Source organism: Piscinibacter gummiphilus (assembly GCF_032681285.1).
GTDB classification, from domain to species: Bacteria; Pseudomonadota; Gammaproteobacteria; order Burkholderiales; family Burkholderiaceae_C; genus Rhizobacter; species Rhizobacter gummiphilus_A.
This window is the reverse complement of the sequence record NZ_CP136336.1, coordinates 3,254,261-3,266,761: the sequence shown is the minus strand read 5'-3', so window position 1 is coordinate 3,266,761 and position 12,501 is coordinate 3,254,261. Positions and strand designations below refer to the sequence as shown.

Sequence of the window (12,501 nt, the reverse complement as noted above, 5' to 3'; positions counted from 1 at the left end):
CAAGCTGATGCGGTGCAGGTTCCCACGGCCTTGGAAGGACGCCATTCATGACCCCCGATTTCACCACCTGCGACTTCTGCGACACCCACAAGAACAACACCGACGGCACGTTTCGCGTGCTGCCACCCGTGTTCAAGGATTACGGCAAGCGGCTCAAGTTCGCCGGCCGCGCGGTCACCATCAAGTGCTTCGAAGACAACTCGCTGGTGAAGGCCGCGCTCGACACGCCGGGTGAAGGCCGTGTGCTGGTGGTCGATGGCGGGGCCTCGTTGCGCCGTGCGCTGGTGGGCGGCAACCTGGGGGCGGCCGGGGCCAAGAACGGCTGGGCCGGGATCGTGGTCGACGGGTGCGTGCGCGACAGCGCCGAACTTGCCCTCTGCGACCTCGGCATCCGTGCACTCGCGCTGATGCCGCTGCCCACCGAGAAGCGCAACGAGGGCCAGCGCGATGTCGTAGTGCAGATCCAGGGCGTGACCGTGCGCCCCGGCGACTGGCTGTATGCCGACGAAGACGGCATCGTGGTCAGCGCCACCGCGTTGACCTGAGTCGACGCGGCGTGTCGCGTGAGCAACGCGCCGGGCTTGGAGCCACTTGGCGCGCCGCGGTGGTTTGAGTTTTTTGCCCCAGCTCGCGCTATAGCGGCGCCACGATTTGCCGATATCCCACGGATCGGGCTACCCATGCCCCATCTGACACTAGGAGGCATTTCCGTGAGCTGGTTCGAACGACTGAAACTTTCCCATCGACTGATCGCCTCGTTTGGCGTGGCCATCGTGCTGACGATGGCGCTGGGCGCCGGTGCCGTCTGGCAGTTGGGGCAGGTCAATCACGTTGCCTCCGACCTGCAGTCACACTGGATGCCCTCGGTGCGCGCCGCGCTCGAATGGCGTGCCGACCTGCAGTCCATCCGCCTGGTCACGCTGCAGCACGCCACAGCCGCCAATGAACGCGAGAAGCGCCGCCACACCGCCGTGGTGACGGCCGCGCTGGACCAGTACGCCAAGCACGCTGCAGAATTCGCGGCGCTCGCCACGCTGGACGAGCAGAAGAAGCTGCTCGGCGAACTGGGGCCGCTCAACGAGTCGTTCATCAGCGTGACCAAGCAGGTGCTCGAGGTGTCGAGCAAGGACGGCAACGACGCGGCGATGGCGCTGCAGAACGAGGAGATGCGCCCGCGCGCCCAGCAGGTCGAGACCCGCATGGACCGCCTGGTCGAACTCAGCATCGAAGGCGGCAACGCCGCCGCCGCCAGCAGCGAGCGCGCCTACAAGATCAGCCGTGCCGTGCTGGCCGGCGGTGTGCTGCTGTCGGTGCTGCTGGGCCTTGGCCTCGCCGCCGCGGTGACGCGCTCGGTGTTGCGCCAGCTCGGCGGTGACCCGGCCGACGTGGCGGTGGTCGTGGAGCGCGTGGCCTCGGGCGACCTCACGGTGCGCATCGCCACCCGCAAGAACGAGCAGACCAGCCTGCTCGCCAGCATGCAGCGAATGGTGCAGAACCTGTCGGGCATCGTCTCGGGCGTGCGCACGGGCGCCGAGTCCATTTCGACCGCGTCGTCGGAAGTCGCCAGCGGCAACCTCGACCTGTCGTCACGCACCGAGGCCCAGGCGGCCAACGTGCAGCAGACCGCCGCCACGCTGCACGAGCTCTCGAGCACCGTGCGCAGCAACGCCGATGCTTCGCGCAACGCGACCACGATGGCCGCCAGCGCCTCCGAGATCGCCGAAAAGGGCGGCTCGGTGGTGGGCGAGGTGGTGCAGCAGATGGAGCAGATCACGACCGCGTCGAAGCGCATCGGCGAGATCATCGGTGTGATCGACGGGATTGCCTTCCAGACCAACATCCTCGCGCTGAACGCGGCGGTGGAAGCGGCGCGCGCCGGCGAGCAGGGCCGCGGCTTCGCGGTCGTGGCGGCCGAAGTGCGCAGCCTCGCGCAGCGTTCGGCGGAAGCGGCCAAGGAGATCAAGGTGCTGATCCGCAACAGCGAAGAGCGCGTGGAAGCGGGCTCGACCCTAGCCAACGACGCGGGCCGCATCATGCAGGAGGTGGTGGCCTCGGTGCGCGAGGTGTCGGGCACGATCCGCGCGATCGCTGACGCAACCGTCGAGCAGTCGACCGGCCTCGAACAGGTGAACACCTCGGTATCGCAGATGGACAGCGCCACGCAGCACAACGCCGCGCTGGTCGAGCAGTCTTCTGCTGCGGCCGAAAGCCTGAAGCAGCAGGCGCAGGCGCTGAGCCAGGCGGTCAGCGCCTTCCGGATCGCCTGATCCGGATCAGCGCACGACTTCGAGCAGGCGGTCCAGGCCGCCGGTGTTGATCGCGACCATCGCCTGCTCGCGCACCTTGGGCTTGGCGTGGTAGGCCACCGAGAGGCCGGCCTCGCCCATCATCGGCAGGTCGTTGGCGCCATCGCCCATCGCGATGCCCTGGGAGGGTTTGATGCCCAGCTGCGCGCAAGTGGCGAGGAACATCTTGCGCTTCTCTTCACCGTCGCAGATGTCGCCCCAGGGCTGGTCGACCATGCGGCCGGTGAGTTCGCCGTCTTGCACTTCGAGCACGTTGCTGCGGGTGAAGTCGATGCCGAGGCAGTCGCGTACCCGGTCGGTGAAGAAGGTGAATCCGCCCGAGACGAGCAGCACCTTCATGCCGACGGCCTTGCACGCCCGCACCAGCTCTTCGGCACCGGGGTTGAGTTGCAGGCGCTGGTCGAGCACCTGCTGCATCGCGCTCACCGGCACGCCCTTCAAGAGCGTCACGCGGCGGCGCAGGCTTTCCTTGTAGTCGGCGATCTCGCCGCGCATCGCGGCCTCGGTGATCGCGGCCACTTCGGCCTTGCGGCCGGCCGCATCGGCGATCTCGTCCACGCACTCGATGTTGATGAGCGTCGAGTCCATGTCGAACGCAATGAGCTTGAAGTCAGTGAGCTTGAGTGGCGGGGTGAAGCGCTGGATGACGAGGCCGGGGGCGAATTCTTGTGCGGACATGAACGTGGTGGCGTAGTTCAGGCGGGTTGCTTGGTGGTCGGGGTGCCGAGTGAGCGCAGCACGTCGCGGATCAGTTGCGCGCGGTCTTTCGGGTCGGGCGTCTGGCGCTCGATGCGCAGCTTCTCGTTGCCGGCGAGCTTGATGTGGCGGTTCTTCTGCACCAGCTCGATGATGCGCATCGCATCGATCGGCGGGTTGGGGCGGAAGCTGATCACCATCGCGGAGCTGCCGGCGTCGATCTTGGTCACGCCATAGGGCTTGGCCAGCACGCGCAGGCGGTGCACGTCGAAGAGCGTCTGGCCCTGCGGCGGCAGCTTGCCAAAGCGGTCGGTGATCTCTTCGAGCATCGCGTCGATCTGCTCGGCCTTCTCGGCGGTGGCCAGGCGCTTATAAAGCGAGAGCCGGGTGTGCACGTCGCCGCAATAGTCGTCGGGCAGCAGCGCCGGCGCGTGCAGGTTGATCTCGGTGGTCGCGCTCAAGGGTGACAGCAGGTCGGGTTCCCTGCCGGCCTTCAGCGCGCGCACGGCTTCCGACAGCATGTCGTTGTAGAGCTGGAAGCCCACCTCCATCATGTTGCCGCTCTGGTTCTCGCCCAGCACCTCGCCAACGCCGCGGATCTCGAGGTCGTGCATCGCGAGGTAGAAGCCGGAGCCGAGCTCTTCCATGTTCTGGATCGCCTCGAGACGCTGGCCGGCCTGCTTGGTGAGGCCTTCGACATCGGGCACCAGCAGGTAGGCATACGCCTGGTGGTGCGAACGGCCGACACGCCCACGCAGCTGGTGCAGCTGCGCGAGGCCGAACTTGTCGGCACGGCTGATGACGATGGTGTTGGCGCTCGGCACGTCGATACCGGTTTCGATGATGGTCGAGCACAGGAGCACGTTGTGGCGCTGGGCCACGAAGTCGCGCATCACCGCTTCGAGCTGGCGCTCGGGCATCTGGCCGTGCGCCACGGCAATGCGGGCTTCGGGCAGCAGTTCCTGCAGCTTCTGGCGCCGGTTCTCGATGGTCTCGACCTCGTTGTGCAGGAAGTACACCTGGCCGCCGCGCTTGAGCTCGCGCAGCACCGCTTCACGGATCACGCTCGAGCCTTCGGTGCGCACGAAGGTCTTGATGGCCAGGCGGCGCTGCGGCGCGGTGGCGATCACGGAAAGATCGCGCAGCCCTTCGAGCGCCATGCCCAGCGTGCGCGGGATCGGCGTGGCGGTGAGCGTCAGCACGTCGACCTCGGCGCGCATGGCCTTGATCGCTTCCTTGTGACGCACGCCGAAGCGGTGCTCTTCGTCGATCACCAGCAGCCCCAGGCGCTTGAACTTGACCTTGTCGCCGATTAGCGCATGCGTGCCGACCACGATGTCGACGGTGCCGTCGGCCAGGCCTTCGAGCGTGGCCTTGACCTCCTTGCTGGAGCGGAAGCGCGAGATCTCGGCCACGCGCACGGGCCACTTGCCGAAGCGGTCGGCGATGTTCTGGTAGTGCTGCTCGGCCAGCAGCGTGGTGGGCGCAAGGATGGCCACCTGCTTGCCGCCGGTGACGGCGACGAAGGCGGCGCGCAGCGCCACCTCGGTCTTGCCGAAGCCCACGTCGCCGCAGACCAGGCGGTCCATCGGCTTGGGGCTGACCATGTCCTGGATGACGGCGTGGATCGCGGCCTTCTGGTCGGGCGTCTCCTCGAACCCGAAGCTCGCGGCAAAGGCCTCGTAGTCGTGCGGCTGGAAGCGGAAGGCAAAACCCTCGCGTGCAGCGCGTCTCGCATAGAGGTTGAGCAGTTCGGCGGCCGTGTCGCGCACCTGCTCAGCAGCCTTGCGCTTGGCCTTCTCCCACTGGCCCGAGCCGAGCTTGTGCAGCGGCGCTTCTTCGGCGCTCACGCCGGTGTAGCGGCTGATGAGGTGCAGCTGCGAGACCGGAATCTTGAGCGTGGCCTTGTCCGCGTATTCCAGGATCAGGAACTCGCTCGGGCCGTCGCCGAGGTCGATGTTCTCCAGGCCCACGTAGCGGCCGATGCCGTGGTTCAGGTGCACGACGGGGTCGCCGACCTTCAGCTCCGACAGGTCCTTGATCAGCGTGTTGACGTCGCTCGCCTGCTCCTGCTTGCGCTTGCGTCTTGCGGTCGGCGTCGTCGCGAAGAGCTCGGTCTCGGTGACGAACTGGATGTTCTTGTCAGGCTCAGTCCAGAAAAAGCCCTCGGCCATGGGCGCCACGGCAATCGCGTAGCGCTCGTCGCCGGCTTCGAACTCGGCCAGGCTCTTCACCGACGGCGGCTCGATCTTGTTGTCGCGCAGCAGTTCCAGCAGGCTCTCGCGGCGGCCTTCGCTTTCGGCGACCACGAGCACACGGTGCGGCGTGGCGCCCAGGTGCAGTTGCAGGCGCTTCAGCGGATCGGGTGCGCCCCGGTCCACGCTCAGGTCGGGCAGCGGGCGGGCCCAGTCGACCGGCTCCTTGCCGCGCACCGCGAGCACGGCATGGGCATTGGCCAGCGTGAAGAAATCTTCTGGCCGCAGGAACAGGTCTTCCGGCGGCAGGATCGGCCGCTCGCGGTCGTGCTGCAGGAATCGGTGGCGCTCGCGGGTGTCGGTCCAGAAGCGCTTGAGTGCCTCGTCGATGTCGCCGTGCAGCGCGATGGCGGCATTGGCACCGAGGTATTCGAAGATCGGCGCGGTGCTGTCGAAGAAGAGCGGCAGGTAGTACTCGATGCCGGCGGTGGCGATGCCGCTGCCGATGTCCTTGTAGATGCGCACCTTGGTCGGGTCGCCCTCGACCTTCTCGCGCCAACGCGCGCGGAATTTGGCGCGCGCTTCCTCGTCCATCGGGAATTCGCGGCCGGGCAGGAGGCGCACCTCGGGCACGGGGTAGAGGCTGCGCTGGCTGTCGGGGTCGAAGGTGCGGATGCTGTCGACCTCGTCGCCGAAGAGGTCCACGCGGTAGGGCACGAGCGAGCCCATCGGAAAGAGATCGATCAGACCACCCCGCACCGCGTATTCGCCGGGCGACACGACCTGGCTCACGTGCTGGTAGCCGGCGAGCGTGAGCTGCGCCTTGAGCGCGGCTTCGTTGAGCTTTGTCTTTTGCTTGAAATGGAAGGTGTAGCCGGCGAGAAAGCTCGGCGGCGCCAGTCGCACGAGCGCGGTCGAGGCCGGCATCAGCACCACGTCGACCTCGCCCTGCTGGATGCGCCAGAGCGTGGCCAGGCGCTCGGAGATCAGGTCCTGGTGCGGCGAGAAGGTGTCGTAGGGCAGCGTCTCCCAATCGGGGAACACGGCCACGCGCAGCTCGGGGGCGAAGAAGGGCAGCTCGCCTTCGAGCCGCTGGGTGTCGGCCGGCTCGGCGGTCACGATCGCGGTGATGCGCCCCTCGCGCTTCTGGGCTTGCGCAAAGCGCGCCAGCAGCAAGGCATCGGCCGAGCCGACGGGGCGGGGCAAGGTGAAGCGTTTTCCGGGGGCGAGCGAAGGCAGCTGCATGCGTGGGGGGCGAACACAAAACAAACACGCCCCGGTTGGGCGGTCCCCCGGGGCGATGCGAGGCCGAATTATAGAATTCGGCCCCTTTCCGGCCTGCTGACATGAGCGCATCTCCCATCGATCTGTACGCCTTGGTGCCTTGCGCTGGAATCGGTGAACGCGCCGGTGCCGGCGGGCCGAAGCAATATGCCGCGGTGGCAGGCAAGCCCATGGTGCGGCACACGCTCGACGCGTTGGCCCGGGTGGCGCGCCTGCGCCAGACGCTCGTGGTGCTGAGCCCGCGGGACGATCAGTTCGAGAAACACGTGACTGGCACGACCGCGTGGGTCGCCAAGGTCGGCGGTGCAAGCCGCGCGATGACCGTGGCGAACGGGCTGGCCCATTTGCGCGAACGCGGTGCGAATGCCGACGACTGGGTGCTGGTGCACGATGCGGCCCGCTGCCTGGTACAGCCGGCGTGGATCGACGCGCTGATCGACGCGTGCGTGAACGACGCCGTCGGCGGCCTGCTGGCGTTGCCACTCGCCGACACACTGAAGGCCGAGACGGCGGGCCGCGTGAGCGCCACCGTCGACCGCGCCCGCAAGTGGGCGGCGCAGACGCCGCAGATGTTCCGCATCGGGCTGCTGCAGGAAGCCCTGGCCCATGCCGGCGACGCCGTCACCGACGAAGCCAGCGCCATCGAAGCCCTCGGCCACGCGCCGCTGCTCGTGCCCTGCTCGATGGAAAACTTCAAGATCACCTGGCCTGCGGATTTCGCATTGGCCGAACGCCTGTTGAGGACACGCCCATGACGCTCAAACCCCAAGTGCCGCGCTGGCGCATCGGTGAAGGTTGGGACACGCACGCACTCGTGACCGGCCGCAAGCTCATCCTCGGTGGCGTGGAGATTCCGCACACGCATGGCCTGCAGGGCCATTCGGATGCCGACGCGCTGTGCCATGCGATCACCGACGCGCTCTTCGGCGCCGCCGCGCTGGGCGACATCGGCCGCCACTTCCCCGACACCGACCCACAGTTCCGTGGCGCCGATTCGCTCGCGCTGCTCACCGAAGCGGGGCGGCGCGTAAAGGCGGCGGGCTGGATCATCGGCAACGTCGACAGCACGATCATCGCGCAGGCACCGAAGATGGCGCCGCACATCCAGCCCATGCGTCAGCGCATCGGCATCGCGCTCGGCATTCCGGTCGAGCAGGTGAACGTGAAGGCCAAGACGGCCGAGAACATGGGGCCGGTGGGGCGCGGCGAGTCGATCGAGGCACGCGCGGTGTGCCTGCTGGTCAAGGCTTGATCAGGCCCTAGAGCGACAGCACATCGATCGTCGGCGGCACGAGGAAGCGCAGCGGCAGGATGTCGGTGCCGATGCCGGGCGTGACGTAGAGGCGGGTGTCGGGCAGCGGGTAGAGGCCCTGCTCGTAGGCACCGCGGGTGTTCCGCTTCAGCATGAGCTGCGTCAGCACGGGCACGTAGACCTGCCCGCCGTGGGTGTGGCCGGCCAGCACCAGGGAGGCCATTCCGGGCTTCATCAGCGTGGCGACGTCGGGGTTGTGCGTGAGCACGACGCGGCGTTCTGCGGGGTTCGCCGGCGGGTCGAGTTGCAGATGCTGCACCTGGCTGTCGGCGATGCCGGCGTAGAGGTCGCCGATGCCGATGAGGGTGCAGCGACCCAGCCACACCCGTTTGCCGTCGATTAGTTTCACGTTCAAGGCGGTGAGGGCCTCGCGCAGTTCATCCGCCACGGGTGGTCCGGGCATCTGCTCGTCGTGGTTGCCCAGCACGCCGAACACCGGGTACTTGATCCGCGCGAGCGGCGCGAAGGCCGCCGCCAGGTCGTGTGGCGGCCCGTACGTCCAGTCGCCAGCCACGAGCACGGCATCGATGGGCAAGGTGTTCAGCCGGTCCACGAGGCGATTCAGCTCGCGCTCGCGGGTGAACTTGCCGAAGTGGATGTCGGAGATCAAGGCCACCTGCGCGCCGCACTGCTGCCCAAGCCGTGTCTCGCGCACCACGAGCCGCTGCGGTTCGATGAATCGGGCCCAGGCCAGCGCGGCGCCGGTCGCGAAGGCCGAGCCGGCCACGAGCGCGGCGGCGATGCGCCGCGCCCGCACTGCGCGCCCGAGCCGCCAGCCCAGCCACGCGAGTAGCGGCCACACGAGCCACAAGCCCCAGTAGACCGAGAGGTGGAAGAGGGTGTGGCGCTCGTAGCCGGGCGAGATCCAGGTGTTGCGGAAGTCGTGCCACAGCAGCAGCACGAAGAGCGTGGCGAGGGCCGTGAGGCTGATGATGGCCGCGCGCCGCGGCGCGCTGATCAGGGACGGTTCGGGTTTGCGACCGGCTCGCCTCATGGCGCCTTTTTGAGGCGCACGTGGGCGACGAGCCCACCGTCCATCGCATTCGCGAGTTCGAAGCTGCCGCCCATGCGCGCGACCGATTTCTCGACGATGGCAAGGCCGAGACCGGCGCCCGTGGCCGCGGTGCGCGCTGCATCGCCACGGAAGAAAGGCGTGGTGAGCTGCTTGAGCTTCTCGGGCGCCACGCCGGGCCCGTGGTCGCGCACCGAGAGGATCACCCACGGCCCGGTGCGGGCATAGCTCACCTGCACGCGCGCGATGCCCGTGTCGGTGGAGCGGCCGTAGCGGCGTGCGTTCTCGAAGAGGTTCTGGAACACGCGGCCGAGTTCGACTTCATCAGCCATCACCTTGGCATCGATCGCCACGCGCGAGCTGATGCGGATCTGCGACGGGTCGCGGAAGCCCTGCATCTCGCGCTCGACCAGGCTCGACACATGCACCGGCACCAGCTTGGTCTCGCCAGGGCGGGCGTAGTCCATGAACTTGTCGATGATGGCGTCGAGTTGGTCGATGTCCATCGCCATGTTCTTCTTGGCTTCTTCGTCCTGCACGCTCATCTCGGCTTCGAGCCGCAGGCGCGCGAGCGGCGTGCGAAGGTCGTGCGAGATGCCGGCGAGCATCACGGCGCGGTCTTCTTCCACCTTGGCCAGCTCGCGGGCCATGCGGTTGAAGCCCATGTTGACCTGGCGGATCTCGCTCGTGAGGGTGTTCTCGTCGAGCTGCGATTCGTATTCGCCATCGCGGATGCGGCTGGCGGCGAACGACAGGTCGCGCAGCGGCTGGTTGATGAGGCGCGCAATCGCCGCCGAGCCGAGCACGGTGGCGAGCAGGGCGATCGTGACCCACAGCGCCCAGCTGCTGCCGGCCATCATGCGCACCTTGGTCGGGTCGGCCTGCAGCCAGTAGGCGTCTTTCTCGACCGAGAAGCCGACCCACAGACCGGCGACGCCGTTGACGGAGCCGGCAATCACCGTGTCGGGCCCCAGGCGCGAATGCAGCTCGTCGCTGATGGCCTTCGAGAAACGGTCGCCTTCGAAGGGTTCCCATTTGTCGTTGGGCTCGCGCGGCACGATCTTCACCGCCTCCGACGCGGCCATGGTCTTGACCAGCGTCACGCGGTTGATGTCGTCGACGTACTTCATCGACGCACGCGACAGGTTCACGAGGCTCGCCACCTGCTGCGCCTGCTGCACCGCGCGGGGCTCGAATTCGAGCGCGCGGAAGGTCTGCACCCACGCGAACACGCCGCCCAGCAACAGGATCGCCAGCAGGAAGAAGGTGCGCCAGAAGAGGCTCAGCGCAACGGCCTTGCGAGGCACGAGATCCGGCAGACCGTCGGGGACCGTGGGTGCAAAAAAAGGCCCCGATTTGGAGCCCTTGCCCGGCTTCTTCCGGTCAGGCCGCGCCATCAGGGACGAAGACATAGCCCACGCCCCACACGGTCTGGATGTAGCGAGGTTGAGACGGGTCGGGCTCGATCATCTTGCGCAGGCGAGAGATCTGAACGTCGAGGCTGCGGTCGAAGGGCTCGAACTCGCGGCCGCGGGCCAGCTGCGCGAGCTTGTCGCGGCTGAGCGGCTGGCGCGGGTGGCGCACCAGGGCCTTGAGCATGGAGAACTCGCCGGTGGTGAGCGCGATCTGCTCGCCGTCTTTCGACAGGCGGCGCAGGGCCAGGTCAAACTCGAAGGGGCCGAAGGTGACGGTCTGTGCGTCTTTCGCGGGAGCGCCCGGCGCTTCCATCGCGGGGCGGCGGCGCAGCACGGCGTGGATGCGGGCGAGCAGCTCGCGCGGGTTGAAGGGCTTGGGCAGGTAGTCGTCGGCGCCGACTTCGAGGCCCACGATGCGGTCCACGTCTTCCACCTTGGCGGTGAGCATGATGATGGGCGTCACGTCGTTCGCGGCGCGCAGGCGGCGGCAGATCGAGAGGCCGTCTTCGCCCGGGAGCATCAGGTCGAGCACGATGAGATCGACCGTCTCGCGGGTGAGCACGCGATTGAGCGCCTTCGAATCTTCCGCCAGCAGCACCTCGAAGCCTTCTTGCGTCAGGTAGCGGCGCAGCAGGTCGCGAATGCGGGCATCGTCGTCGACCACGACGACGCGGTCGGGGCGGGCATTGGGCGTGGGCGTCATGGCGGCGTCTCCTTATTTGTAACAGCGGCGATTGTGCTCAGGTTTAAACGGTGTTTTCGGGGTGCCTGACCACCTGTTACAAATCTATGACGCCCGGGCCGGGAGGGGAAGCAAAGCTTTGTGAAGCCCTTGCCGACGTGTCGGCCAACGCGGCCGGGGCAACGTTAGGTTCGCTCATGAACACGACCCTTCCTTCGCGGCTTTCGGCCGCCGATGCACGCCACCTGTTGGGGCGCACGGGATTCATGCCGTCGCCGGGCGAAGTGTCGGCATGGGCGGGGCTCGCGCCCGATGAGGCGGTGAATCGGCTGCTCGCGGGAGCACGACGCGCCGAGCCACGGCAGCCGGCACCGGCCTTCACCCGCGAGCCGATCCGCCCACCGCTGCGCGCTCAAGGCGACGTCGACGCCCGAAAGGAAGCCCTGCGCCAGTTGCGCGCCGACACCGTGGCACTGGCTGGCTGGTGGCTGCAGGAGATGCGTGACTCGCCCACGCCGCTGGCCGAGCGCATGGCGCTCTTCTGGCACAACCATTTCGCGACCTCCGTGCAGAAGGTGCGGCAAGCGCAGGGCATGTACATCCAGCACCAGCTGCTGCGGCGCCATGCGCTGGGATCGTTCCGCGAGCTGCTGCACGGCGTGGCCCGCGACCCGGCGATGCTCATCTACCTGGACGGCGCGGCGAACCGGGCCGAATCGCCGAACGAGAACTTCGCGCGCGAGGTGATGGAGCTTTTCACGCTGGGCGAGGGGCAGTACAGCGAGCAGGACATCAAGGAAGCGGCCCGCGCCTTCTCGGGCTGGGCGGTCGACCGCGAAGCGTGGGCGGCGCGTTTCCGACCACGCCAGCACGACCGCGGCGATAAGACGCTGCTGGGCCAGCGGGGCCGCTTCGATGCCGATGCCGCGCTCGACGTGATGCTCGACCAGCCGGCCGCGCCTCGCTTCATCGTCTCCAAGCTCTGGCGCGAGTTCGTCTCGCCGGTGCCCGATGCGAAGGTGGTGGAGCCCGTCGCGCAGCGCTTTCGCGAGAGTGGCTGGCGCACCGACGTCGCCCTGCGCGAACTGCTGCTGAGCCCGGCGTTCTGGGCGCCACAGAACCGCGCCGTGCTGATCAAGTCGCCGGTCGAGCTCGCGGTGGGCACGCTGCGGCAATTCGAGATCGAGCTTGACAACGCCCAGGCGCTCGTGGGCGTCACGGCGCGGCAGGGGCAGATGCTCTTCAGCCCGCCCAATGTGAAGGGCTGGCCCGGCTACACCGACTGGATCACGAGCACGACGCTGCTCGACCGGAAACGGTTCACCGAGCGTCTTTTCCGCGCGGTGGAGCAGCCACGCATGGAGATGGGTCGGGGCATGCAACCAGGCGGCTTCGGTGTGCGCTTTGATGCAGAGCCGTGGCTGAAGCCGCTCGGCGCCTGGCCCGACCGCGAGCCCGATGAGGCGGCGCGCGGCAAGCTGGTGGAGGCCGTGCTGGCCACGGCGCCCGTGCACCCGGTGCCGGCCGGCACGGTGGGCCTGTCGTACCTGCGGGCGATGAGCCTGGACCCGGCGTTTCAGTTGAAGTGAGGCTCACATG

Annotated in this window: 10 protein-coding genes; 5 read left to right on the top strand and 5 right to left on the bottom strand. The window is 67.9% G+C overall.

Features of this window, described 5'->3' with window-relative positions; translation table 11 throughout:
• Positions 1-47 precede the first annotated feature (47 nt).
• Entirely contained in the window at positions 48-545 is a 498-nt protein-coding gene (gene rraA / locus RXV79_RS15215) for a ribonuclease E activity regulator RraA (RefSeq protein WP_316698655.1), read from the top strand.
• Between the two features lie 165 nt (positions 546-710).
• Positions 711-2,267 (top strand): methyl-accepting chemotaxis protein, encoded by a 1,557-nt coding sequence (locus RXV79_RS15210; protein WP_316698653.1) that lies wholly within the window; start codon positions 711-713, stop codon positions 2,265-2,267.
• 6 nt (positions 2,268-2,273) lie between these two features.
• Here the strand turns inward: RXV79_RS15210 and serB are convergent, their stop codons facing one another.
• Together serB and mfd are read right to left on the bottom strand one after the other, a co-directional pair.
• Positions 2,274-2,984: a phosphoserine phosphatase SerB gene (gene serB / locus RXV79_RS15205; RefSeq protein ID WP_316698652.1), complete on the bottom strand. Its 711-nt coding sequence runs from the start codon at positions 2,982-2,984 to the stop codon at positions 2,274-2,276.
• Between the two features lie 17 nt (positions 2,985-3,001).
• Positions 3,002-6,442, bottom strand: a complete 3,441-nt coding sequence (gene mfd / locus RXV79_RS15200) for a transcription-repair coupling factor (protein WP_316698650.1) — start codon at positions 6,440-6,442, stop codon at positions 3,002-3,004.
• Between the two features lie 101 nt (positions 6,443-6,543).
• Here mfd and ispD point away from each other — a divergent pair, with 101 nt between their 5' ends.
• A complete protein-coding gene (gene ispD, locus RXV79_RS15195) occupies positions 6,544-7,236 on the top strand; it encodes a 2-C-methyl-D-erythritol 4-phosphate cytidylyltransferase (RefSeq protein WP_316698648.1) in 693 nt (230 codons plus the stop codon).
• On the top strand, positions 7,233-7,733 hold the full coding sequence (gene ispF, locus RXV79_RS15190) for a 2-C-methyl-D-erythritol 2,4-cyclodiphosphate synthase (protein WP_316698646.1): 501 nt from the start codon (positions 7,233-7,235) through the stop codon (positions 7,731-7,733). The genes ispD and ispF overlap by 4 nt, the downstream gene beginning before the upstream one ends.
• 7 nt (positions 7,734-7,740) lie before the next feature.
• Here the strand turns inward: ispF and RXV79_RS15185 are convergent, their stop codons facing one another.
• The 3 genes from RXV79_RS15185 to ompR all read right to left on the bottom strand — a co-directional run bounded on the left by RXV79_RS15185 (position 7,741) and on the right by ompR (position 10,923).
• Positions 7,741-8,787 (bottom strand): metallophosphoesterase, encoded by a 1,047-nt coding sequence (locus RXV79_RS15185; RefSeq protein ID WP_316698645.1) that lies wholly within the window; start codon positions 8,785-8,787, stop codon positions 7,741-7,743.
• Positions 8,784-10,112 (bottom strand): sensor histidine kinase, encoded by a 1,329-nt coding sequence (locus tag RXV79_RS15180; protein WP_316704118.1) that lies wholly within the window; start codon positions 10,110-10,112, stop codon positions 8,784-8,786. Before RXV79_RS15180 ends, RXV79_RS15185 begins: the two co-directional genes overlap by 4 nt.
• 76 nt (positions 10,113-10,188) lie before the next feature.
• Entirely contained in the window at positions 10,189-10,923 is a 735-nt protein-coding gene (gene ompR / locus RXV79_RS15175; RefSeq protein ID WP_201813413.1) for an osmolarity response regulator transcription factor OmpR, read from the bottom strand.
• Positions 10,924-11,099: 176 nt separating this feature from the next.
• On the opposite strand from ompR, the gene RXV79_RS15170 reads away from it, so the two are divergent.
• A complete protein-coding gene (locus RXV79_RS15170; RefSeq protein ID WP_316698643.1) occupies positions 11,100-12,491 on the top strand; it encodes a DUF1800 domain-containing protein in 1,392 nt (463 codons plus the stop codon).
• Positions 12,492-12,501: the final 10 nt, after the last annotated feature.